This is a genomic window from Streptomyces sp. NPDC046860, from assembly GCF_040645115.1.
Classification (GTDB): Bacteria; Actinomycetota; Actinomycetes; order Streptomycetales; family Streptomycetaceae; genus Streptomyces.
The window spans coordinates 193678-215670 of the sequence record NZ_JBEYXQ010000002.1 but is presented as its reverse complement, the minus strand read 5'-3'; the positions used below and the strand labels follow the sequence as shown (position 1 = coordinate 215670).

Annotated in this window: 21 protein-coding genes and 3 pseudogenes; 11 read left to right on the top strand and 13 right to left on the bottom strand. The window is 67.7% G+C overall.

Annotated elements, in window-relative coordinates; genetic code table 11:
- Nucleotides 1-31: 31 nt before the first annotated feature.
- Nucleotides 32-312 (bottom strand): annotated as a pseudogene (locus tag ABZ898_RS04495) (IS5/IS1182 family transposase); the annotation flags it as partial.
- Nucleotides 313-388: 76 nt separating this feature from the next.
- On the opposite strand from ABZ898_RS04495, the pseudogene ABZ898_RS04490 reads away from it, so the two are divergent.
- A pseudogene (locus ABZ898_RS04490) lies at nt 389-1302 on the top strand (IS5 family transposase).
- On the opposite strand, the gene ABZ898_RS04485 reads toward ABZ898_RS04490, so the two are convergent.
- On the bottom strand, nt 1254-2000 hold the full coding sequence (locus tag ABZ898_RS04485; protein WP_361653118.1) for a hypothetical protein: 747 nt from the start codon (nt 1998-2000) through the stop codon (nt 1254-1256). The pseudogene ABZ898_RS04490 and the gene ABZ898_RS04485 overlap by 49 nt on opposite strands.
- 175 nt (nt 2001-2175) lie before the next feature.
- Between ABZ898_RS04485 and ABZ898_RS04480 the strand changes: the two genes are divergently transcribed.
- From ABZ898_RS04480 to ABZ898_RS04470, 3 genes and pseudogenes are all read left to right on the top strand, one after another.
- Complete coding sequence (locus ABZ898_RS04480; protein ID WP_361652668.1) at nt 2176-2763, top strand: hypothetical protein; 588 nt, start codon at nt 2176-2178, stop codon at nt 2761-2763.
- Nucleotides 2764-2985: 222 nt separating this feature from the next.
- Nucleotides 2986-3569, top strand: a pseudogene (locus ABZ898_RS04475) (HNH endonuclease family protein); the annotation flags it as partial.
- Nucleotides 3541-3912 (top strand): hypothetical protein, encoded by a 372-nt coding sequence (locus ABZ898_RS04470; RefSeq protein WP_361652666.1) that lies wholly within the window; start codon nt 3541-3543, stop codon nt 3910-3912. The pseudogene ABZ898_RS04475 and the gene ABZ898_RS04470, both read left to right, overlap by 29 nt.
- Before the next feature lie 2 nt (nt 3913-3914).
- Here the strand turns inward: ABZ898_RS04470 and ABZ898_RS04465 are convergent, their stop codons facing one another.
- Entirely contained in the window at nt 3915-4679 is a 765-nt protein-coding gene (locus tag ABZ898_RS04465; protein WP_361652664.1) for an IS5 family transposase, read from the bottom strand.
- A 585-nt stretch (nt 4680-5264) separates the two neighbouring features.
- On the opposite strand from ABZ898_RS04465, the gene ABZ898_RS04460 reads away from it, so the two are divergent.
- Nucleotides 5265-6161, top strand: coding sequence for a DUF5655 domain-containing protein (locus ABZ898_RS04460; protein ID WP_361652662.1), 897 nt, complete (start codon nt 5265-5267; stop codon nt 6159-6161).
- A gap of 203 nt (nt 6162-6364) precedes the next feature.
- Here ABZ898_RS04460 and ABZ898_RS04455 read toward each other — a convergent pair whose 3' ends face one another.
- A complete protein-coding gene (locus ABZ898_RS04455) occupies nt 6365-6595 on the bottom strand; it encodes a hypothetical protein (RefSeq protein ID WP_361652660.1) in 231 nt (76 codons plus the stop codon).
- 149 nt (nt 6596-6744) lie between these two features.
- Here ABZ898_RS04455 and ABZ898_RS04450 point away from each other — a divergent pair, with 149 nt between their 5' ends.
- The 4 genes from ABZ898_RS04450 to ABZ898_RS04435 all read left to right on the top strand — a co-directional run bounded on the left by ABZ898_RS04450 (nt 6745) and on the right by ABZ898_RS04435 (nt 9704).
- Nucleotides 6745-7419, top strand: a complete 675-nt coding sequence (locus tag ABZ898_RS04450; protein ID WP_361652658.1) for an HNH endonuclease family protein — start codon at nt 6745-6747, stop codon at nt 7417-7419.
- A gap of 414 nt (nt 7420-7833) precedes the next feature.
- A complete protein-coding gene (locus ABZ898_RS04445; RefSeq protein ID WP_361652656.1) occupies nt 7834-8082 on the top strand; it encodes a hypothetical protein in 249 nt (82 codons plus the stop codon).
- A gap of 166 nt (nt 8083-8248) precedes the next feature.
- Complete coding sequence (locus tag ABZ898_RS04440) at nt 8249-8698, top strand: hypothetical protein (protein ID WP_361652654.1); 450 nt, start codon at nt 8249-8251, stop codon at nt 8696-8698.
- A gap of 172 nt (nt 8699-8870) precedes the next feature.
- Entirely contained in the window at nt 8871-9704 is an 834-nt protein-coding gene (locus tag ABZ898_RS04435; protein ID WP_361652652.1) for an SAM-dependent methyltransferase, read from the top strand.
- Here ABZ898_RS04435 and ABZ898_RS04430 read toward each other — a convergent pair.
- A complete protein-coding gene (locus tag ABZ898_RS04430; protein ID WP_361652650.1) occupies nt 9701-10675 on the bottom strand; it encodes a helix-turn-helix transcriptional regulator in 975 nt (324 codons plus the stop codon). The two genes, ABZ898_RS04435 and ABZ898_RS04430, sit on opposite strands and share 4 nt — an antisense overlap.
- Nucleotides 10676-10757: 82 nt before the next feature.
- Entirely contained in the window at nt 10758-10997 is a 240-nt protein-coding gene (locus tag ABZ898_RS04425) for a DUF397 domain-containing protein (RefSeq protein WP_361652648.1), read from the bottom strand.
- Between the two features lie 478 nt (nt 10998-11475).
- Here ABZ898_RS04425 and ABZ898_RS04420 point away from each other — a divergent pair, with 478 nt between their 5' ends.
- Nucleotides 11476-12063 (top strand): hypothetical protein, encoded by a 588-nt coding sequence (locus ABZ898_RS04420; RefSeq protein ID WP_361652646.1) that lies wholly within the window; start codon nt 11476-11478, stop codon nt 12061-12063.
- A gap of 272 nt (nt 12064-12335) precedes the next feature.
- Nucleotides 12336-12839 carry an NUDIX hydrolase gene (locus ABZ898_RS04415; protein ID WP_361652644.1) on the top strand — a complete coding sequence of 168 codons (504 nt, stop codon included), beginning with the start codon at nt 12336-12338 and terminating at the stop codon, nt 12837-12839.
- A 27-nt stretch (nt 12840-12866) separates the two neighbouring features.
- Here the strand turns inward: ABZ898_RS04415 and ABZ898_RS04410 are convergent, their stop codons facing one another.
- The 7 genes from ABZ898_RS04410 to ABZ898_RS04380 all read right to left on the bottom strand — a co-directional run bounded on the left by ABZ898_RS04410 (nt 12867) and on the right by ABZ898_RS04380 (nt 21437).
- Complete coding sequence (locus ABZ898_RS04410; protein ID WP_361652642.1) at nt 12867-14246, bottom strand: DUF317 domain-containing protein; 1380 nt, start codon at nt 14244-14246, stop codon at nt 12867-12869.
- 63 nt (nt 14247-14309) lie between these two features.
- Complete coding sequence (locus tag ABZ898_RS04405; RefSeq protein WP_361652640.1) at nt 14310-15428, bottom strand: DnaB-like helicase N-terminal domain-containing protein; 1119 nt, start codon at nt 15426-15428, stop codon at nt 14310-14312.
- On the bottom strand, nt 15428-16702 hold the full coding sequence (locus ABZ898_RS04400) for a DNA cytosine methyltransferase (RefSeq protein ID WP_361653116.1): 1275 nt from the start codon (nt 16700-16702) through the stop codon (nt 15428-15430). The genes ABZ898_RS04405 and ABZ898_RS04400 overlap by 1 nt, the downstream gene beginning before the upstream one ends.
- Entirely contained in the window at nt 16702-17574 is an 873-nt protein-coding gene (locus ABZ898_RS04395; protein ID WP_361653114.1) for a hypothetical protein, read from the bottom strand. The genes ABZ898_RS04400 and ABZ898_RS04395 overlap by 1 nt, the downstream gene beginning before the upstream one ends.
- A gap of 390 nt (nt 17575-17964) precedes the next feature.
- Nucleotides 17965-18429 (bottom strand): hypothetical protein, encoded by a 465-nt coding sequence (locus ABZ898_RS04390; RefSeq protein ID WP_361652638.1) that lies wholly within the window; start codon nt 18427-18429, stop codon nt 17965-17967.
- A gap of 514 nt (nt 18430-18943) precedes the next feature.
- Nucleotides 18944-19930 (bottom strand): hypothetical protein, encoded by a 987-nt coding sequence (locus ABZ898_RS04385; protein ID WP_361652636.1) that lies wholly within the window; start codon nt 19928-19930, stop codon nt 18944-18946.
- Nucleotides 19931-20858: 928 nt separating this feature from the next.
- Nucleotides 20859-21437 (bottom strand): hypothetical protein, encoded by a 579-nt coding sequence (locus ABZ898_RS04380; protein ID WP_361652634.1) that lies wholly within the window; start codon nt 21435-21437, stop codon nt 20859-20861.
- Nucleotides 21438-21993 lie beyond the last annotated feature (556 nt).

The window sequence follows — 21993 nt, the reverse complement described above, 5'->3', positions numbered from 1 at the left end:
GGCGTGGTGATCTGCTGCACGGCTCGGTGGTCTACCCGACGAGGGCAGCGAGGTTGTGCATCCGTGCGATACCGAGCATGGGGTGGTGGACGCCGTCGCCTTCGAGACGGCAGTCGCGGAGGAAGTTCTAGATCTTCATGCAGACGAAAGGGTGCTCCGCGCGGGCGCGGACCTGTCTGTGAGACTTGTTGTGACCTTGTTTCCAGCCCAGCAACTCCTCATCTTTGCAGCGCCGTTGGGGCATCACGGGCCGTCGTCGATGGTCATGGTTGTGCCGACGGCGGCCTGCGCGCCGGACCCCTTTCACGCCTTGTAGAACCCGCACCGGAGCAGGCGTCACTGACTCCCTCACCGACCTGCCCCTAGGCCGTTTCGTTTGGATCATCTGATCGTTGGTCTGGGCGTGCCGTTGACTGACACGCAGTGGGCGCGGATCGAGCCGTTGCTGCCAGACCGGACGCCGCAGCGGGGTGGCCGATGGCGGGATCACCGTGAGGTGATCGACGCGATCGCCTGGAAGTTCCAGACCGGATCGCAGTGGGTCCACCTCCCCGAGAAGTACGGGAACTGGAGGGGCGTTTACAACAGGCTGCGGATGTGGGCCATCGACGGCACCTGGGAACGGGTCTTCACCGCGCTCATCGCACAGGCCGACGCAGAGGAAGACCTCGGCTGGGCCGTCTCGGTCGACTCCACTGTCGTGCGGGCTCACCAGCACGCAGCCGGGGCCCGCAAAAGGGGGCCCCGGCCGACGAGCCCGATGACAATGCCATCGGCCGGTCTCGCGGCGGACTGACCACGAAGATCCACCTCGCCTCCGATGCCCACTGCCGACCACTGGCCTTCGTGCTCACCGCCGGACAGGCCGGTGACGCACCCGCCTTCGCCCACGTCATGGCCCGTCTCCGCGTGCCTCGGCGGCGAGGACGTCCCCGTACCAGGCCGGACGTGGTCCTGGCCGACAAGGCGTACTCCTCCCGCGCGATCCGCGAGCACCTGCGCAAGCGCGGAATCCGGGCGGTCATCCCCGTTCCGGCCGATCAACGCGGCCACCGGCTGCGGCGCGGCAGCCGAGGTGGCAGACCACCCGCCTTCGACCGCGAGGCGTACAAGCAACGCAATACCGTCGAGCGGTGCATCAACCGCTTGAAGCAGTGGCGTGGCATAGCCAGCCGCTACGAGAAGACCGCAACCATCTACCTGGCCGGACTCTACGTCGCCGGCATCTTTCTTTGGTCTGCCAGGCCAACGACTCAGGAGCAGGAGCGAGCCGCATCGTCCCAGGCGCCGGGGCTGCGGTAGCGGTTCTTGCGCCCGGCAGCGAGTACGTGGCGCAGTTGGGCAAGATGCTGGGTGTTCGGGGGGAGATCCAACTGGTCAAGGATGGCCAGTGCGGCAGCCGGTTCCAGGTCGCCGTAGACGTCGTGGAAGCTTGCCAGGAGGCCGCGGAAGACGGCCACGTGCAGGGCGGGAAGCCGTATGGCGGTGCGGTACGTCGGCTCCTTCACCGTCCAGCGCACCGGGCCTGAACATTCCAGAACGCTACGGGCTCGGCGGAGCAGGGCTTCCGATCGCTCGGCCACCACGCGGTCGATGTCGTTACCGAGGACCTCGGCGAAGGCCGTCGCGGAAGTGGTGTGGTCCTCGAACCAGTCCACCCACAGCGAGTAGGTGACGGCCTCGACGTCCCGGTCCGCCTCCAGCCGCTGACGGTAACCGTCCCACAGCACGTCGGCCGGCAGGGGGCCCTCCGCGCTCTCGTTCGCGAACCGGATCTCGCACGTGACCCAGTAGTCGTCGAGGAGGTCCAGCAGCCCGAAGGCCAACCGTAGCTGGTCGGCTGCATCCAGGTCTTCTGCGAACACATCGCCGGCCCAGGACTGCGCCACCTGGTTGCCAGTCAGCAACACGTCCGGCTTCTCGTCGCTCACCCACCCGTCGCCCATCTGGCGGACGCCCTGATCAGCCAACCAACGCCGCGCTGCCTCTTCGGCTTGCATCTCCACTCGGGAAGTATGACAAGCCTCGCAAGATCCGAACGAAACGGCCTAACCCTCATCATCATCGGCGCACTCGTTCTTCGGTCGCGGTGTTTCACAAAGGCCGCTTGAGCTGGGGTGCTACCTGGAAGCATGTGGTTACGTCATGGATACAGCGAGCGATGGAAGGTAGCCGATGACTTGGAAGACGGAGTTCGGTGAGTCCCACGAGGGGTACGCGGGGGCAGTTCTTCCCGACGGAAGTGAGCCGAAGCCGGTGTACCTCGATCCCGGCAGCGGGGCCGATTTCCGCGCCACCAAAGAGTGGTGGGCCTACAGCGGCGAACTGGGCAGGCCCAAGGCAGCGTCCGTGCGGGGCTGTTGTGCCTGCGGGTGGCGCGGTGCCTCCTATCCGATCGACTGGGAGCAGCTCAGCAACGAGGACGACGTCCTGGACGTCGCCGGCCTGTACAAGGACTGGAGCGCCCACATCGAGGCCGTCGAGCGGGCGACGGTTCCCTTCCCCGCCGCCCTGGACGAACTGCTGCGCCAGCTGGAGACGGTGCTCGACACCCTCGCAGAGGACGCCCCGGCGGCCGCGCTGCGGGCGGCGGAAGTCCTGAGCCGCCTCAGCCAGCGCACAGGCCGGCTGGCCGCCGACGCCGTCCAAGACGACGAACCACTCCAGTGGGAGGCCCTCGGCACCGCACTGGGCATTCCCCCGGAGAAAGCTCGCGCGCGCGTCACGCACTACCTGCTACTCGGAGCGGGCGGCATCCGCTGAGCAGCGTCGGCTTCGGCGTCGGCAGTCTTCAGCCGTTGGGATGACCGGAGCGGCCAGCCATCCCCGAGCGGCTTCCGCTCCGCTAACAACGAGCCATGGCCCCGAGATTCATGGCGCTCGGCGCCGCCACGCTCGTCTCCCCGGCCTTCTCCGGCTCCCCCGGCAGCGGCCCACGCACCGGCTGTGACCAGGACGTTGCCGCTCACGACGGCCGTCGAACGCCTCCCGGCGGCCTCCGAATCCCGCGACGGCTACCAGCGCGACCTCTTCAAGCACTGGGTCGACGTCGACCAGGACGGCTGCGACACCCGCGCCGAAGTGCTGATTCCGAGTCCCGCACTGAGCCCACCGTGCACACCGGCTGCCGGGTGACGGCGGGCACGTGGTTCTTTTACTACGACGGGGTCACCGTCACCGACCCGGCCGCGCTCGACATCGACCACGTCGTGCCGCTCGCCGAAGCGTGGGACTCCGGCGCCTCGGCTTGGACGCCGGAACGCCTGCAGGCGTACACCAACGACCTGGACGCCGACAGCAGCACCGCAGCGGTGACCGCGCGCACCAACCGGGCAAAGGACGACAGCGACCCGTCCGAGTGGCTCCCCCCGCTGGCCGACGCCCGCTGCACCTACGTCGCGGACTGGGTGGAGACCAAGCTCCGCTGGAACCTGACCGTCGACCCTGCCGAGCACGCCGCTGTCACCGACACTGAGCCCATTCCAACTTCAGGCAACACTCGATCGGCACTGTGTCACGGACGTCTGGTAGACCCTGGCTATGACGTTCTTGGCGGTGGTCGAGGGTGATGCGGGTGGATGGCGCATCGATCGGGATGCGCTGACGGACGCGATCCGTGCCCGGTGGTCTGAGGTCGGGATCGACTCGATGCACCGCAGCCAAGTACGCAGCCTCATATGGCAGTTCGAGACGGAGAACGGTCCAGGTGAGGCGTACCTGCACGAGGACGGTACCTGCCTGTACATGGACGTCTGGGAGGAAGACGCGATCTGGTTGGCGATCCTCTTCCGCAGGCTGACACCCATGCACCTTGACCTGGTGCTCTGCGATGAGGGTTACACCTTCGACGTTCGTCTGCGGGCTGGGGCGACCGAGGCCGAATTGACGGACCTGGTGAATGCTGCGGGTTGATCTCAGCCCGTGGCGGCGAGTTGGAGGACCAGGACGGCTTGGACGAGGCTCGTGATCCGGGTCGTGGAACAGCGGAGTTTGCGGAGGAGGCGCCAGGACTTGAGGGTGGCGATGGCCTGCTCGACCAGTGCGCGGATCTTTGCGTGGAACCGGTTGACGGCCTGCTGGCCGGTGGAGAGGCTGTCCCATCGGCCGCGGTAGGGGAGACGGGCCGTGCCGCCTGCCCCCTGGTAGCCCTTGTCAGCCCACCAGGTGATGCCGGCCTCGGCGAGTGCCTCGATGATGCCGTGCTCGCGCGCGGCCCGGACGTCGTGGACGGCGCCGGCCAAGGCTGGTGACGCCCACATCAGACGCCCCTTCGGGTCGGCTATGACCTGCACGTTCATGCTGTGCTTCTTGTGTTTGCCCGAGTAGAACGGGCGATCGGCGGCGATTCGGTCGATGGGCAGGAGCGTCCCGTCCAGGATCACGTACGCCTTCGCTGACGCCGTCCGTACGGCTTCGGTGAGGGTGGGGGCGAGGGCGGCCAGGAGGTGGGCGGCCTCGGTGATGTATCGGTAGGCAGTGGCGGTGCCGATTCCGAATCCGGCCGCGAGCTGGGCGTAGGGCTGGCCATTGCGCAGGTGGGCGAGGGTGAGCAGCGCCTGCCGGCCTGCGTTCAGGCGCCGCCATCGGGTTCCGAGAGCGCGGCGGTGCTCCCTCAGGCGGGCGGCGAGGAAGCGCAGGGCAGAGCTGGACACGTCGACGCCGGACGGATAGACGAGCATACGAAGCCTCTGGTGAACGCGGTTCTCTTGGTCGAAAACCCATCTACAGAGGCTTCATCCGTCTGTCATCCCAACTGGTCAGCTGACGGGGGAGGTTGGAAAGGGCTCACTGCTGCCGGGTGCGGACAGCAGCACGTCACCTATAAAGCCGCTGCATAGTCGGCTGATGTGAGCGTCACCCTCTGAACCGAGCCGCCTACCGGCGATGCATCGTCGTTGAGCGGGTCGCCATTCCGGGCCCTACTAATCGTCGTTTGTGAGTCGGAGGGGGGCGTCCGCAGCCGTCGGCGCTTAATGGGGAGCGAAACCTCCTGCACCGCGGGAGATGGGGCGAGCGCTTAGAAGGCGCCTGCTCTACCGACTGAGCTACGGGCGCTGACCTGCGTAGACGTGCTCTTCCAAGCTTCCATCCCATGAGCCTGTGGGATGTATGTGGGATCGCATGCCCCTGGGATCCGTGGGACACAAATGCCTGACGGCGAATCGCAAATAGCGTCTCACGCCATCTTCACATCCTCCGGGCGCCAGGCGGAAACAATCGTGCCCCTCCGCAGCGTTGTCGATCTCCGAACCGAGGAGGGGAAGGTGTCGGGCCTGAAGCTGTTTCGCACGGACACGACGAATAGCGGCATGACCGAGGTCATGCCGCGTCTTGCTGAGATCGAGGCCGATGTGCAGGGTCTCGTCGAGACGCACATGGAGATGCTGCTGGGCGTCCGGTTCCTGGCGAGCGAGTACAGCACCGGACCGGTGCACAGGGGCCGGATCGACTCGCTCGGGCTGGACGAGAACGGCTCGCCGGTCATCGTCGAGTACAAGCGGGGCACGGATGCCGGCGTGATCAACCAGGGTCTGTTCTACCTCTCGTGGCTTATGGACCACCGGGCCGAGTTCGAGCACCTGGTCCGTGATCGGCTCGGAGCTGCGGCTGCGTCTGAGGTGCGGTGGAGCGCACCGCGCCTGATCTGTATTGCCGGTGATTTCACGCGTTACGACGTGCACGCTGTGCGCGAACACCGCAGGTCGATCGGCCTGGTCCGCTACCGGCTTTTCGGCAGTGACCTGCTCGGCCTGGAGCCCGTGGCATCCGTCAGCGGCGCTCCGCTGGCTGCCCGTCGAGCGCGTCGACAGGCCGCCGTGCGGACGGTGGCCGGTGTCCACGGCACGCCAATGGCGGAGCTGGCAGCCGCGGTGGACGAGGCGCTGCTCGGCCTCGGAGACGGGGTTGCCCGCGTCGAGCGTAAGACGTACACGGCCTTCCAGAAGCTCCGGAACTTTGCGTGCGTATGTCCACCGCAGCGGAGCAAGGTCTTGGTCTATCTGAAAGTCGACCCGACACAGGTTGATCTCCTCGATGGGTTCACGCGGGACGTGACGGGGATCGGCCATCACGGGACGGGTGACCTAGAGGTTCAGGTGCGCACCGAGCGGGACCTGACGCGTGCTCACGAGCTGTTCCGGGCCGGTTACGCGTCGGCCTGAATCACTGTCGTCTTGGCCGTACGACCACGGTCCGGGTGCTGTTGTGGTGAGGGGCTCGGTCGTGCCTTCCGTCGTACGGTCAGGGATGGCGGTGGACCATCAATCCTCCGCAGGATCGCCGGTTTGGCCAACCGGCGGTCCCGGGCTATCTTCCGCGGCGGGCCCCTGAACCCTGCTTGCTCGGCCGAGTGCTAGTTCACGCGTCACTCGGGGTGCCGGACCGCCTTCTTCACCGCCTGCTCCACGGCGAGCCGTGTCAGCTCCACGTCCTCGCGCGCGGCGTATTCGGCCACGGCCGCGTGCACCGCTGCAGACGCTTCACGCCAGCGCCGCCACTGCTTGTCATACGCCTCGCCGTCGAGGCCAGCCAGCCCGGCTCGCTCCTCCTCGGCCGTGCGCTCCAAATCGATCAAATTCTCGGGGATGTCTGCCACGAACGGATCTTAAGACGGCCCGTCCACCTCGGCGACGATCGGACTTACCGCCCGATCAGGTAGAGCCGTAGCCAGACGCCAGGCGCACTCGGTGCTGGAACCGCTACGAAGATCACGACCAGTCAGTGATCTTCGAGAGGACCCCCGCCGTGCGCATCGCTCGCACCGCCCTCACCGCAGCCGCCCTCGCTGGCCTGCTCGGCCCCCTCACCACCCACGCCGCCTCGGCCGCCGCCCACGCGCCCGGCGACACTGTCACCCTCTCTGTCCGCGAGGCCCTCGCCCAGCTTCCTGTCCGCACCGAGGACCGCACCGGGTACCGGCGCACCCTGTTCCGGCACTGGGTCGACGCCGACAAGGACGGCTGTAACACGAGGAACGAAGTCCTCCTGGAGGAAGCTGTCGTGGCTCCGGAGCAGACCGGAACCTGCACCCTGACCGGCGGCTCCTGGTTTTCGCCCTACGACGACTGCACTGTCGACGGTCCGCGCGGTCTCGACATCGACCACCTTGTCCCGCTCGCCGAGGCATGGGACTCAGGCGCGTCCGCCTGGTCGCCGGCCGAGCGCGAGGCGTACGCCAACGATCTCGGCGACGCACGCGACCTGATCGCGGTGTCCGCCGCCAGCAACAGGTCGAAGGCAGACCAGGACCCGGCTACGTGGTTGCCAACCGCTGTCGGCTACCGGTGCACCTATGTCGCGAACTGGGTGGCGGACAAGTCCCGCTGGGGGCTCGCCATCGACCCCGCTGAGCGAGCAGCGCTCGGTGGGCTATTGGAGGACTGCCCGAAAATCCCAGTGACCGTCACCTTCGCACGCTGACAGCCGATCCGATCTCGTTACTGGGTGCTGAGCGCTTAGTCGGGGCCTCAACCGGAGCGGGTGAAGGTGGGACCTCATCTGTGGACGGGCAGAAGTGCGTCCGGCGCTCCGGACGGGCGCACGGGAACCGAATGGGAATCCTCACCTTTCGCGTGGCGACCACTTGCGACTGGTGATAAAAAAAGTAGCGCGCCAAATTTTTGTTTGTGATCGAATTCGTCCGCCCTTTGTGCTTAATCGGTCGCCACGTCGCGTGTGCACAAAATGATTTTGCACGGAGGGCCATAGCGCCCGGTTTAAGGGTTCGGCGCGGTAGGTTTTCGGCAGGCCCAGTTAGGGCCCGCCCTGGGAATGTGTCCTACCACGTTCCCTGGGGACGCACAGATCGAAAGAAAAGCCGAAATGTTCGAACCTATGCGCCGAGAGCAGTTGCCCTCCGGGCAATTGCACGATATCAGTTGCAACATCGATTCAGCGGGAACTCGTGCTCATTCCGGTGTGCAGGGAATGGTGCGTCTGAGCGCCCTTCTCGCTGGTTTTGCCCTCGTGTGGCGCCTGGTAGCCGACACACCTGTTGATGCCGCCGAGTCAGCCTTCGTGGCGACCATGCTCGGCTTCGCTTGGCACGCCGGCTTCCAGTTCACCTGGGTCCCGCGCAAGTAGCCCGTGGGCATATCGGCCTCGCGCTCCTGGAGCGCGAGGCTTCCTTCCGGTTGCCGCTGCGGCCGGTGCCGTGCGCCCCGCCTCACCGGTCCTGCCTCTGTGTGAGGAGCGCTCCATCATCCCTGCCCTGCGTGCCACTGCACGCGTCGATGCACGGATGTACGCCATGAGTACGGCAGCAGTTGTCGCGGATCCAGGTTTCGCGGCGTTCGCCGAACACAACTTGCCGCGGTACGCCCGCTACGCCAAGGCGCGCTTCTATGCGGACACCCGCGCGGCAGGCGCCGTACGCCCCACCCTCACGTTCGTCCATGCCCGCTGGGCCTGGCTGCTGAGCCAGCCTTCCGTCGCGGCCCCCGTCTGGGAAGAGTTGCGCGCTCAGATCGTCATCCAGACCAACGGAGCTCTGCCGCCCATCACGGCAGTCGCGACTCTGTATCACCGGTTGCCGGCGCGCAGCGCTGACAGCGCGCTGCTGTGCGGTTGCCTGGGACTTGAAGGGCCCGAAGCGGCTGAGCTGATGGGCATCGAGCCGTCTGGTCGAAATGGCACTGGGGGAGGCGTCACGCGTCTTGCCTGCGCTCGTCGAAGGGTGGGGCCCTTGAACCGAGGGTGAACCGCACCCGCGCTCATTCAGCAGCGGAGTGCGCCGCTCCGCCTCTTTTCGCTACCTCCCGCCACCATCCGCCATATTTCACCCACACCAGCGGTGGTGCCCCCTGTGCTGCCTTCCCTAGGATGGGCAACTGCACTTCGAGGGCGACGGAATCGGCGAGGGGACATGTCCGTTGGCGGAGCCAAAACAGGTCGACTTGTCGGTGCCGAGCCCTGCACGGATGTACGACTGGCTGCTCGGCGGCAGTCACAACTACGAAGCCGATGCGGAAGCCTGCGAGAGGCTACTGGGAGTAGCGCCTACCTCCCGCGAAGTCGCGCTAAATAACCGCTGGTTCCTCCAGCGCGTTGTCCACGTGCTTGCTCAGGAGCACGGGATCCGGCAGTTCATCGATTTCGGCTCCGGCCTGCCGACCCAGCGCAACGTGCACCAGATCGCTCAAGACGTCGATCCGGCGGCCCGCGTCGTCTACGTCGACAATGACCCTGTGGTCCTGGCTCTCGGCCAGTCGTTGCTCGATGAGAACGAGAACACCGCGATCTTGTCGGCGGACATGACCGACACTGCCAAGATCTTCGCGCACGAGGACTTCAAGCGGCTGATTGACTTCAGGGAGCCGACAGCTGCCCTGTTCGTCTCCGTGCTGCACTGTCTCCCGGACAGCGCGGAACCGAAAGCCCTCGTCCAGCGGGTCGTCAGCAAGCTCGTGCCCGGCAGCTTCGTTGTCGTCTGCCAGCTTGTGAGCGAAGATCCGCAGGTCCGTGATGAGGTCACCGAACTCATGCGCGTGCTCACCCGTGGCAATTGGGGCCGGGTGCGTGAGCAGGGCGATGTGGACGCGATGTTCGAGGGCCTCGTCGTGGAGGAGCCGGGTCTTGTCGATGTGACCGACTGGAGACCTGACTCCGAACTCCAGCAGCGTCAGCGCAGCGTCGAGTGGACGGAGTACGGCGGGCTGGGCAAGGTGCCGCCCCGGAGGTCGTCCGAGGCGCACGACGAGGTCTAGGGGGCGTAACGCTTGATGGCGGCGTCCAGCAGGTGCCTGCTCTCGGCCGGCGAGGCGCACGCCTCGCCCTGGATTCGGAGCAGTAGCTGAAGGTGCCGCTCGTAGTCGTTCTGCTTTCGGGTGAGCCTGGCGCCGAGCCTGTCCGAGACGGAGGAGGGTCGCGTGTGGTAGTCGGCCTTTTCGTACCCCTCGGAGTAGACCATGTCGGGAAGGCCGTCGCGCCCGAACTGAAGCTCGGCCATGGACCCGGCCATCGATGCCGCGTTGCCGGCGATCAGCCGGTCCAGCATCACGAAGCGGATGGTGACGTAGGGGTGATCGGCGTACTCACGCAGGTGCACCATCTGCCCGTGCATCACGTCGTCGTCCCCAACCCGGCGCATCAGGACGGACTCGTCCATCAAGAACACGCACCGCGGTGGCTCGGCCTGTCCGAGCACGCGGCTCTGGCGCTCCAGCCGCTGCGCCAGCCGTAGCTCCATCTCCTCGCCGTCCTGCTCGTTGAGGTGCAGGCCGGACTGGAGGATCCGGCTCGCGTACTTCGGCGTCTGGAGCAGTCCCGTCACCAGGCGCACGTCGTACGCGGTCAGGGAGAGAGCCATCGACTCCAGGCCGAGGAGTCGCTTCAGGTAGTCAGGGGTGATGTCGTTGAACCGGTGCTGGAACCACTCGGGCTCCAGGGCGCGGGCGAGCAGCATCATCATGACCTCGCGCCCGGCGTCATCGAATCTCAGCTGCTTGATGACGTCGTGGACCATGCGCCGTTCGGGCGGGCCGTCGGCATTCTCCAAGCGGCAGATCTTGGAGTTGGAGACGGCAACATCCTTGGCGAGCTGGTTCTGCTTCAGCCCGAGGGCTTCCCGGCGCTGTTTCACCATCAGGCCCAGCATGATGCCGGCGGCCGTCTTCGTCGTTTCCGGCCCGGCCAGGGGCCGGGCCGGACGGATGATCGGGATAGGGTCCGTGGACACGCATTCTCCTTAAGGCGCTGTCATATTCACATGATGACACGCCCAGGGCAAAGGTGTCGCCCGAACTCTCGTCCCCCAAAAGCTAGTTGGCCCCCACCAGGGGGTCAAACTCGCCATTCTTGGCGCCGTCGAGGAAGGCGCTCATCTCGCCTTCGGTGAAGACGAGGGCGGGCCCGTTCGGGTCGGTCGAGTTCCTCAGCGCCACCCCGCCGTGAGGCAGTGGGATCGCCTCGACACACATGCCCTGCGCCTCGCTCTGGCGACTCTTCACCCAGTGCCCGGGGATGAGATTAGCAGGCATTCCGTTAATGAACTCCATCATTGGGGTGCGCCCTCTCTGTTCGATAATCCCATTTTTCTGACTTCCGTGTTGCGGTTAGCCGAGATGTGCAGGTGGGGGCCTCGTGCAATTCCGCCCTGCAATTTCACGCGCTGACGTGAAGGGAATGCTAGCCCTCTATAATCGAACAATGCTGTCCCACGGATGGGTGTATCTGGCGTCCGGCCGCTTGATTGTGGGCCAGAGGGTGCGGGATTGTGAGCGGCTGCTAGCCCCTCCGGTTCGGCGACGTCGCGGTGCTACCTCAGCCCGCGGTTTGGCGCGTACCGGGTGATTCCCGTGTGCTGCGAGCTGCGGATCACTAGTCTTTGTCGGCGAGCGCGCCAGGTCGCCTGGGCGCCGAGTGGGACGCAGGCTCACGGTTCTTTCGTCGCAGTGTCCGCAAAGGCCGCTTGAGCTGGGGCGCTACCTGGAAGCATGTGGTTACGACCTGGGTACCATGAGCGATCAAGGGTGGCCGATGACCTGGAAGTCCGACTTCGGTGAGTCCCACGAAGGGTATGTCGGGGCAGTTCTCCCCGACGGAAGCGAGCCGAAGCCGGTGTATCTCGACCCCGGTAGCGGGGCCGATTTCCGTGCCACCAGGGAGTGGTGGGCCTACAGCGGCATGCTCGGCAGGCCGAAGGCGGCATGCGTGCGGGGCTGTTGTGCATGCGGATGGCGCGGCGCCTCCTATCCGATCGACTGGGAGCAGCTCGGCGAAGAGTCCGACGTCCTGGACGTCGCCGGACCGTACGAGGACTGGAACGCCCACATCGAGGCCGTCGAGCAGGCGACGGTGCCCTTCCCCGTCGCCCTGGACGAACTGCTGCACCAGCTGGAGACGGTGCTCGACACTCTCGTAGAGGACGCCCCGGCGGCCGCGCTGCGCGCGGCGGAAGCCCTGGGCCGACTCAGCCGGCGCACGGGCCAGCTGGCCGCCGGCGCTGTCCAAGACGACGGGCAACTCCAGTGGGAGGCCCTCGGCACCGCCTTGGGCGTTGCCCCGGAGAAGGCTCGCGCGCGCGTCACGCACTACCTGCTGCTCGGAGCGGGAGGCATCCGCTGAGAGGGGTCGGCGTCGGCGGTTTTCAGCCGTTGGGATGACGGGAGCGGTGGCTGAAGCCGCGCGTCAAGCGGCTCATGACCAGCAGGTCCGTTCCCAGGTATTCGAGCCGCTGATCGACCTCTGTACTGAAGTACCCGAGGGCGGGTTCGAGCAGGATGCTGCCGATCCGGTGACCTCCTCGAAGTCCTCCAACGCGGCCCACGCGTCCGTAACCTTCATGAGGCGGACGCGGTAGAAGACCACCGAGGAGGCCATCCCGTACGGTCTACGGCATGACGGCAGAGAGCACGACGGCCCCCAGACCTCGGGTGCAGCTAGTCATTGGCATCATCCGCCAAGACGACGAGATCCTGCTCGTACGAGAGATCCTCGGCGCTGGCGGCGAGATGCTCTGGTCCCTGCCCGGTGGCGGGGTCGAGGACGGCGAGCTCATGCACGAAGCTCTCCGGCGCGAGCTGCATGAAGAGACCGGGCTGCTGGTGGGCAATCCGGTACAGACCGCATTCCTCATGCACATCGACACCGAGCGCCACCCTTCGGCGTTGGCCGCTGCCTTCGAGATCGACGAGTGGTCGGGGGACCTCGCACCTCGCGACGAGGACATCAAACAGGCCGCTTTCTTCCCCCTGCCCGACGCCCTAGAGCTGCTAGGCGAACTGGACAGCGCAACGCAACGGGAGCCCATTGTCGGCTATCTGACCGGGGCCGTCCCGCCAGGCACCACCTGGCTGTACCGCAACCGGGGTAAGCAGGAGACGCTCGTCGCCCGGTGGTGAGGGCCAGCCGGGTTAGGTGGTGGACGGTCAGCGGGTTCGGCCGTTGGTGGTTGGCGCGGGTGGCTCGGGCAGTGAAGCGTGTGTCGTGGTGTGGCAGGCGGTGGGCTTCGGCTCGGCGGGGGTGTGTTGGCCGGTGCCGTGGGCGAGTTCCTCGGCGAGGTCGGCCAGGAGGGCGGCGGGGGTGTGCGTGGAGGCGGTGATGGTCCACGTGGGCTGGTCGAGGCTGGGTCCAGCCCACAGCGTCCAGGCTGGCACCGAGTCGTGGGAATTCTGCGCGGCGACGAGGTTGAACTGGATGCCGGCGTGCAAGCCCGTCCCGGCGGTGGTCTGCCAGTGAGTCCACCGTCCGGAGTCGCTCTGCTGCCATCCAGCGTCGGTGAGAGGGCGTGTGGCCTCGGTGATTGCCTGCTGCGGGAGCGGGTCACCGACGGGGGAATCCCCGAGGTCGCTACTGAGCGCGAGGAGCAGGGTCTGGATCAGGGGGGCGGGGGTGGCGCCGCTGGCGGTGAGGTGCCAGAGCCGGTCGGAGACGGGTGTCTCGTAGGCGGCCACGGTCCAGGCGGTCTCACGCGGGTGGGCTTCGTGGACGCGCTCGATGCGCAGGGTGTGGTTCTCGCGGAAGGCGTGGGTGTAGTTGTCGTACCAGGTGCGCCACTTCTCCCAGTCGCGGTGTCCGGTCAGGAATTCTTCGAGGAGGGCGTCGCCGTCGCCGGGATCGGCTGCGTAGGCGGGCACGGTCTGCGGGGCGACGGTGGGCTGTTCGGGCTCCGGCTCCGCCGGGGGTGTGCCGAGTGAGGTGCGGGCCTTCTCGGCCTGCCGTTCGGTGGCGGTGGCGGGCGCGGGGCCGGACCTCACACGGGGACCGTGATTCTCCTGGAAGGCGGTGAGGGCGCTCGCGGGGGTGTCGTAGCCGGATTCCACTTGGCGCAAGTAGTCCTGGCCGTGGAGGTGCACGCTCTTGCCGGTGTCCCGGTAGGTGCCGACGGCGACGGTGGTCCAGCCGTCGTCGGCGTGGGCGTGGATGATCAGGCGGCCGCTGCGGATGTCCTCGTAGATCGTGTTGGCTTCGTCGGAGACCTCCCGGAACTCCTGGCGGGAGAGCAAGGGCATCGGGTAGACGGGCCAGGTCCAATCATCGTCGATCTTCTCGCGCAGCCGGGGCGTGATTTCGATCGGGATGTTCTCACCGTCCAGTGCGTGGGCTGCCTGCTCGGCCCAGTGGGGCTCCTCGCGGTCGATGCGGGCCAGCACCAGGGTGTGCTCGGCGAGGGCTTCGAAGCCGCGCGCGGTCAGGAGGGCGCGCGCGAGCTGAAGTCCCTTGCCGGGCAGGGTGGCGGTGACGGCAGTGGGGTGGTCGGGGTGGAGGTCGAAGCGGACCTGCTCCGAGGGCGGCGTGGGGCTGGTCATGTGGAGGGGCTCGATTCTGCCGGGGCCCGGTTCGGGTGATCCGGGCCCCTGGTCGTCAAAGGGTCAACGGGCTGGTGGCGTGACGGTCGCAGCCCTGGTCCGCGGCGGACCGGCTCGCGGCGCGGTGGTCTTCGGGTGTGCGGGACGAGGTGGTGCCGGCGAGGTGGCGTGCTGCCAGCGGGCGCGGATCGCGGAAAGGTCGGCCAAGGCGCGGCGGCTGCCGACGACCAGTTGGTACGGCGTTGTCGCCGGATCCGCGGTGTAGCAGCCGACGCGGTGTCCGACACCGCGCGCGGTCGCCAGCAGGGAACGTTCCAGGATGCGTTCGCCCCAGTGCTGAGGAGAGCCGAGCGGGTCGGCGAGGAGACGCAGAAGGGCGGCGGAGTCGGTGTCGCCGTCGGCGGTAAGCAGGCCACGCTGCTGGGCCTCGCACAGGACCGTGACCGGGTCAACGGGGAGACGGCGCTGGAGCAGGAAAGCCAGGGACTGCCACAGCCCGGCGTGCAGGGGGTGGGTGAAGTCGGCGGCGGTCAGCCACCGCATCTCCTTAGCCTCCTCGGGGTGCGCCGTCGCGGTGGCGAGCAGCAGCCGCTCCTCCTCGGCTGCCTCGGCGCTGTCGCCTTTCTCGGCCGGTGGAGTAGAGGGGGTGCGGGGCACCGAGCCGGGGTGCGGGGGGAAGCGTGCCGCGATGGTGTCTGTGACAGCCGCCAGATTGTCGGCTTCGGCCAGGGCGGCCGGGACGGAATGTGGGTGGGTGAGGTCTTGGGCGCTGTGTGCGAGACGCTGGGCTGCGGTGCGCAGGAGACGGCGGGCGTGGCCGGCCTCGACGGTCCGTGCGTACGCGCTCGCGTGGCGGGGCATCGGGGAGAACTGGATCAGTGCGTGCAGGTAAGGGGCGTCGAGTCCTCGTACGTGCTCGCGGGCTGCGGTGAGCACCCGGTCCAGCCATGCCACGGTCTCGGTGTGCTGCTCGGGGTCGGGGGCCGGCAGGCTGCGTATCGCGGTGAACAGCGCGGTGTGCGCGGGACGGGAGAACGAGTCGGGTTCGATCCCGGATATCTCGTCCAGGAGTGGGGGTTCGAGGAGGAGAGCGCCGAGGAGGGCCTGCTCGGCGTAGAAGCCCGGCTCAGGCGGCGGGCCAGGGGCTGTGTGGTCCTCATACGAGGTCGGGGGGTGGAGCATCAGGCGGCCAGGGTGAAGTCGTCGGGGCGCAGGTCCACTCCGAGGTGCGGGGCGAGTAGCTGGGCCGCCAGGAGCGGGGGCACGGCGTTGCCGATCTGCGAGAACTGCTGGCCCTTGTTTCCCGCCCAGGGGTAGTCGGCGGGAAAGGTCTGCAACAGGCCGGCCTCACGGGTGGTGATCCGGATCGGCTCCGGCGCCGCCAGGTCCACCGCGTCGCCTGTGGGCGGTGCGGCCGGTTCGGCGACCCAGGTGCACTCGTTGGCGCGGTGCCCGAAGAACAGCGTGCCCGCCGGTTCCTCGATGGACCGGACGGTGGCGTTGGTCTGGTTATTGCTTCGCAGGGACCACCGCCACTGCCCGGCTTTGCCGGTGAATGTGGGCGCCGGGGCGCACGCGGGCGTGGCGCTGCGGTCGCCGTGACGGGTGATCCAGCCCGCCCCGCGCGCGTGAGGCTCCAGGACGACGTGGTGCTCGGGATGCTGGAGCCAGGCGCCGCGGTCGCGGGCGGCGGCGAGGGTCTGGCGTGAGCCGGAAGGGAATGGTTCCGGCCCGCCACCGGGTCCGCCGCCCGCGCACACCGTCGGCACGGGCCGGTCGGTGGCACCCCACCCGAGGGCCTCAGCCATGCTGACCCACCGGGCACGGCCCGGACCGAACAGCGATTCCGGCTCGGCGACTTGGGCGTGTGTCGGGACCGGCGGCTCGGCGGTCCGCACGCGGGAAGCGAGCAGAATGGCCCGCCTACGGGTCTGCGGTACCCCGTAGTCGGCCGAGTTCAAGATCCCGGTCCACACCGAGAATCCCCAGGTCCGAAGGATGGCCGCGTACTGCCGCCACAGGGGCAGGACGTGGGGAACCTCCTCCATCGCCACCCACTCCGGCTCGCCCGCGGCGTGCAGGGCGTGGAGGTAGCGCATCGGCTCGGCAGCCAGCAGGCTGCGTGGGTCCTGACATGCGGCGAGGAGCTGGGCGCGGGTGTCGCGTCCGGCGGCCAGGTCGGCGACAGCCTGGTGCACGAGGGGCTGGTCGACCAGGCCCAGCCGTTTCCCCGCCATCGACCACGCCTGGCACGGCGGACTCGCGATCACCCCGAGCGTCCGGCCGACCCAGGGCCACACCGGGTACAAGGCGATGTCGGTACGCAGGGTCAACTGCCCGGCGGCCACTCGGGTCTTGCATGCCCACTCGTCCCATTCCAGGCCGATGTCGCGTACACCGAGGGCGTTCAGTGCGTGGCTCCAGCCACCGGGACCGGCAAACAAGTCGAGCACGATCACGTGGCCAGCCCGAAGTCATCGCGGGTAAGAGCGTCTGCGTCGCCGCGACAGGCCCAGGGCGAGCATCCATCGGTGACGCCCTCTTCCAGCGCCTCGACGTCTTCGTCGCTGCCCAGTTCCTGCTGCAGGGTGGCCCACTCGGCGGCGGTGACGTGGTCGATGGGTGCCTCGGCCAGAGGGACTCGCGAGCGGTGCAGGAAGGCTTGGCCGAGCAGGGGGTTGCCGCTCGCGTTGGCGCGGGCGTTGCCCTGGCGGATCGCGGCGTCGAAGGCGACCACGTCCGCCCACTCCTCGGGAGAGGTGTCGCGGATCTGCCGCCACTGCGCGTTGCCGTGGAACGGGCAGCCCAGGCAGCTGCTCTTGGGGGTGTCGGCGAGGCCCAGTGACGACAGATAGCGGACGCAGTCTGCTCGCGACCAGCCCAGGTCGATGAGCGGGTGCCGGTTGCGCATGTACTTCACGTCCGCGTCTTTGGCGCGGTGGAACTCGTCGGTCGAGATGCCGACCCACTGCTCGACGAACACCTCCCGTGGGATCCGGGCGGGGTAGGGGTAACCGAGGAGCGCGCGGACCTGCTTCTTGATCGGTTTGATCTTGTATTCGCCGGTGCACTGCCGCCGGGTCATCCCGGCTTTGCCGTTCTGGTTGAGGATGTACAGCGGCATGGAGGCGAATCGGTGGTGCGGGTCGAGCGCGTCGTGGCGAATGTTGCCGGTGGACACGCGCAGGACGGGGATTCCGGCCGGGGCGGCTATCTCCCGCTCCAGACGGTCGAGATGGTCATAGACGGCACGCGGTTCCCACCCGGTGTCGGCGAAGATCGCGTAGTCGACCTTGGGAAGGATGCCTTCGGCGGAGAGGGCTAGCAGGGTGCTGGACTGGACTCCGGCGCCCAGGGACAGGGCGCGGAACTGGGGCTGGTCGGTGATGGTGGAATCCTGAAGATGGCGGGGAGCGGAGATGCGGCCGAGCGCGTCGGCGGCACGAGTGCGGGGGCGGCCGAAGCTGGCCTTCGACGCGGGGGGTCGCACAGGGCGAGGAACTCGTCGAGCAGGTTGGTGGCGGACGCGATGGGCGTGCCGGCAGGCTCGTTCTCGACGGCGCGGCAGTGCGGCGGGTCAGTTCCGTGCTCGCGTCCTGGGCGGCCAAACCAGACGTGCCAGGGGATCGAGAAACGACAGGTGCACGGACTAGGCGCTTGCCGGTCCCCGCACTGGATCGAGGAAGAGCTGGGGCGCGGCGACCCCCGAAGGGCCCGGTCAGCGGCGGCGACCGTCCGGTGCGGCGACGGTCGGCCCAGGGGGGTGGCGGGTTGGCTGCGACGGCAGGGCGGATGCGGGGGCATCACGGATGAAGGCGGATCGGATGACATCGAGGCCGTCGGCGAGGCCGCGCGTGTTATCGGTGGCATCGCGCAGCCATTCCCAGGATGCGTGGGGGAGTTGACTCCGGCGCGCGTGGTCACGCGCCCATTCGAAGATCTCGGCGGCATTGCGCAGTTGCTCGGCGAGCTGCTGCAGGATCGCGGTCTGCTGTTCGGGACTGCGGGCACTGTGCGCGGCCTGCAGCAGCGCGTCCAGCGCGGCGGGAACGGGGTCGTCGTCCGAGGGTAGGCCGTAGAGCTCGGCGTGGAGGGCTTGCGCATAGACGGTTACGGGGCCGCCGCCGGAGCGGTAGCCGTACTGGGCTGCGACCTGACGCCGAACCCCGAAGTTGACGATCACGTCGCGAGGAGCGGCGCCGGGAATCTGGGCAGCGAGCGCACGAGCAAAGTCATGTATGGAGGGCGTACTTGAGGACGTGAGGTCTCCAGAGCTGTGGGTTCAGAGTGAGCCGGATCGGTGAGGTGACGGGGAGCCGAGCGTTGGATCGGCCTGCTGTCGTAGGAGCGGGTGCGTGGTGCCAGGGTGGGTCGGGAGCGCGCGAAGGAGGCTGCGATGTCACGGCGCCCGGCAGGGCTCAGGTGCACGCGCTCGTCGACGAGCCACAGTTGGCAGTCCTCGCGTGTGATCAGGGCGCGGTTCCCCAGCGAGCGGATGGTGCTGATGTTGATGCGGGCGCCCGCACGGCGGTCGTAGGGCCGGCCCTCGCTGACGGTCACATCCCCGCGCGCGGTGGCGTGCAGTGTGCTGCTTTGGATGCGCGGTGGTGAGCGCACGTGCTGGGGTAGCGCTGGGCATCCTGCGGGCCGGCGGGCTGAGAGGTCCCGCGCGCTTCCGGCTCGGGGAGGGGGCGTTATCAGCGGCGTCGCACGGGCGGCGGCGAGGAAGGTGCGGGAGCAGCTGGAGCACGTGTGGAGGGCAGTGGCGCTGCTGGGGAACGGCGTTGAGTCTCGGCAGGAGGTGCCGCGGGGCGGCGGACAGTGAAAATGGGATCCGCATCGCTGGAGACGGCGGGGATGTGGTCTCGTGGGTGCAGGTGGGCGGAGGTGACCTCCGTCAACTCGGCGTCGGCGGAATCCACGGCATTGCTGGGGGCCCATCCGAATGAGCGGAGAGCGGCTTCCAGGGTGACCTGATGTCGTTCCATCCGGTGGACGAGCATTCCCGCAGGGATCTGGGTGTGCCGCCCCCAGTCTTCGATCCCCATGCTGTGGCCGAACGCGTGGTAGGGCAGCCCAGAGCCGAGATTGGAGCGGGAAAGGGGTTCCTCGATGATTGCCCGCTCTGGCTCCCAGCCTTCGGCCAGTCGTCGCAGAAGAGTTGTGGCAGCGCAGTTGGCGCGCGCATCAACTGCCCAATGACTCACAGGTTTTGTCTCGCCGAAAGCACTGACGAGCTGTGTGAAATGGGCGCCCTCGGCACCTTTGTCGAGGGCCGCTTCGAAACTCATTCCGCTGTCTTTGATGCGGCTCCACAGCGTGTGGTACTTAATTCCGCTCTGGTCGGCCCAGCCACGGAGCGTCATGGTGCGGCCGGCGTGGGTGTATTCCAGAACTCCGCGTTCGTGGCGCGGTCGGCTGATGGCGGTTTCCGGATTCCATCCGAGAGCCAGGCGGGTGCGCAGAGCTTGGAGGTTCACGGTGCATCGGGCGTCCTTGGCCCAGGCGGAGACCACCTTGGTCTCTCCGAAGGCCGTGATGGGCCCGCGGGCGAGTTCCCAGCGGTGGCGGTCTTTACGGGTGTCCTTCGGCCGTGCGCGCTTCGTGCTGTGCTCCTCACCGGGCTGAATTCCTCTTCTTTCCGGATCGATGCCGGGGTCCGAGGGGGGATTGGCCGATGTCATCGGCGGGGCGGGTGAGGTCCGTTGGCGGGCGAGTCCGGCGGCGTTGCGGCTACGGTCTGAGGCGGCGTGGCGCGGAGACCGTAGTGATCGCGTAGCCCCTCCAGGTCGGCGCGGGCTGCGTAACTGAGCCCGAGCGAGATGCTGCTGGCGGCTTTGCCCAGCAGTTTTGACGGCGAGTCGGGTGCGGTGTTCACGTGCTGGTTGTTCCAGACGCGGGCCAGATCGAGGAGTTCGGTGAATTCGTACAGGAGCGGATAGACCGCTTCGACGAGGGAGTTGAGGACGTGGCTGAACTCGACCGGCGTCGTGGCGTCGCGCAGGGCATTCTTGAAGGGGGCCAGGTCAGGTATGGGCAGGGTGTCCGGCAGCGGGTGCGCGCTGCGGAAGGGGTCTGCGTCGCTGGCGGCCCAGCGCCGTAGATCGTCCCAAGTGGTCCCACCGATGTGGGCGGCGGCGATCTGCTCACTGGTGCGGCCGACGTTGTCGTACAGCTCGAAGTCAGGGTTCGTCAGAGTGGTTCCTTGTGTTCAGGGCGAAGAGCACGCGGGGGCTGGTGCGCGGTCCGGTGGCTGGCGCTCTGACCGCTACGGTTCGCCGAGTTGAAGGCGAGGGCCGGGGTGTTCGCCGAGGTCGTGTTTGTGCGGCTTCCGATCGACGGTGAAAAGGTCGGCAACTTTGGAGGCGGCGTTCAAGCTCGACGGCGACGTCACCGGCGCGGCCAGCGACCTGGGTTGCTGCCATCTTGACCCCGAAGTCGCGGAGGGCGGGGATCTTGGTTGCGGCCTTAGGGCGCATTCGGACGGTGCTCTCCGAGCAGGGGGTCACAGACTGCACGACCATGAACGTCGGTCAGTGATCGGATGGGTTCGCGAACACCTCATTGCAGGGTTCGGGTTCGGCGTTGGCTGGCTTCTGACGTTCGGGAACGTCAGCGCTTTTTGCATGCGACCGGCTTCAAGGCCGGGTCCGGTGGCATCGTGGTGGCCGGCGAGGGCGCAGGGCTGAAGGACGGCTCCTCCGGTCTACCGTCCAGGGCCTGAGCGATGAGGTGCCGGTCCTCGCGCTGGGCGCTCGCCGACGCCAGTCGGCGGGAAAGCCGCCTGGCCGCACCGTGGAAGGTGGTGGCCGCGCGGTGCATTTCGTCCCCGGCCTGACGCAATCGGGCCCGGCTGGCTGTGGGGGTGGGGTCCGCGTCTTCGTACACGATGGCTTCGGTGCGGTCGTTGATGGCCAGATTGCACAGCGTGGCGGCGAGGGAGATCTGGGAGCAGGCGCCGGCGAGGAACGCCAGGTCCTCCTTGCCGCCCTTCATTGCCGCGAACTGGCTGGTGGACAGGCCGTGGAGCTGCCGCGTGCACTGCATCGCGAGCTCCTGCACCCGCAGGCTGACGGGCGCGATCTCACGGACCGGCTTGGCGATCTCGCCGTTTCGGACGCGTTCCACCTCCGCGCACAGGTCCTTCAGCGCGGGGGCCACTGCGCCGAGGAGGCGGGTGTGTTCGGTCAAGTCGACGAAGTGCAGAACAACTCCATGTAGGGAACAGGTATGCGACACGGTGCGTGCGGGTTCGTCGGTTGGTCCGGTCGCGCGGGTCGGGCGGCTTGGCCGTAGTCGGACTGGACCGGGGCGTGCTTGGCGATGGCGCGCTCGGTGATGGTCTTCGACGCGTGGGTCGACGCTGCGGCTAGTTCGCTGGCGTCAGGTTCGGCGTACCAGGGGCCGGTGCGTTTCGAGGAGATGCGTTTTGCCTAGCGGTGACGGCCCGAGAGGGTCTGTGCGCCGAGCCTTGGAGCGGGCCGAAGCGCTGAGCGGCCGGATGCCGGTCCGGGCGTTTTGGACAGGGCGGCAGCGAGTCGGTGGCAGCCTGCGTCCGTGAGACGTAGGTGCCCGGTGGAGGGTGGGCTGTCGGTGTTCTCCGGCTGAATGAGGCCCTGCGCGGCGAGTGAGCGGAGGGCGCTGTTGGAGATGAAGGTGCCCCCGCGTGCGACGGCCGGATTGTCTTGGCGCGGACCGAAGGTTATGTGACCGGCAGCGATGGTCCGGAGTGCTCTGGCCTGGACCG

What these genes read in the sequence shown, in the direction of transcription:
- ABZ898_RS04480 (WP_361652668.1), top strand. Translation starts at nt 2,176, where the DNA reads ATGACTTGGAAGACGGAGTTCGGTGAGTCCCACGAGGGGTACGCGGGG.
- ABZ898_RS04445 (WP_361652656.1), top strand. Translation starts at nt 7,834, where the DNA reads ATGCGCCGAGAGCAGTTGCCCTCCGGGCAATTGCACGATATCAGTTGC.
- ABZ898_RS04425 (WP_361652648.1), bottom strand. Translation starts at nt 10,997, where the DNA reads ATGATGGAGTTCATTAACGGAATGCCTGCTAATCTCATCCCCGGGCAC.
- ABZ898_RS04420 (WP_361652646.1), top strand. Translation starts at nt 11,476, where the DNA reads ATGACCTGGAAGTCCGACTTCGGTGAGTCCCACGAAGGGTATGTCGGG.
- ABZ898_RS04465 (WP_361652664.1), bottom strand. Translation starts at nt 4,679, where the DNA reads ATGCTCGTCTATCCGTCCGGCGTCGACGTGTCCAGCTCTGCCCTGCGC.
- ABZ898_RS04415 (WP_361652644.1), top strand. Translation starts at nt 12,336, where the DNA reads ATGACGGCAGAGAGCACGACGGCCCCCAGACCTCGGGTGCAGCTAGTC.
- ABZ898_RS04410 (WP_361652642.1), bottom strand. Translation starts at nt 14,246, where the DNA reads ATGACCAGCCCCACGCCGCCCTCGGAGCAGGTCCGCTTCGACCTCCAC.
- ABZ898_RS04385 (WP_361652636.1), bottom strand. Translation starts at nt 19,930, where the DNA reads ATGACATCGGCCAATCCCCCCTCGGACCCCGGCATCGATCCGGAAAGA.
- ABZ898_RS04405 (WP_361652640.1), bottom strand. Translation starts at nt 15,428, where the DNA reads ATGCTCCACCCCCCGACCTCGTATGAGGACCACACAGCCCCTGGCCCG.
- ABZ898_RS04440 (WP_361652654.1), top strand. Translation starts at nt 8,249, where the DNA reads ATGAGTACGGCAGCAGTTGTCGCGGATCCAGGTTTCGCGGCGTTCGCC.
- ABZ898_RS04470 (WP_361652666.1), top strand. Translation starts at nt 3,541, where the DNA reads ATGACGTTCTTGGCGGTGGTCGAGGGTGATGCGGGTGGATGGCGCATC.
- ABZ898_RS04485 (WP_361653118.1), bottom strand. Translation starts at nt 2,000, where the DNA reads ATGCAAGCCGAAGAGGCAGCGCGGCGTTGGTTGGCTGATCAGGGCGTC.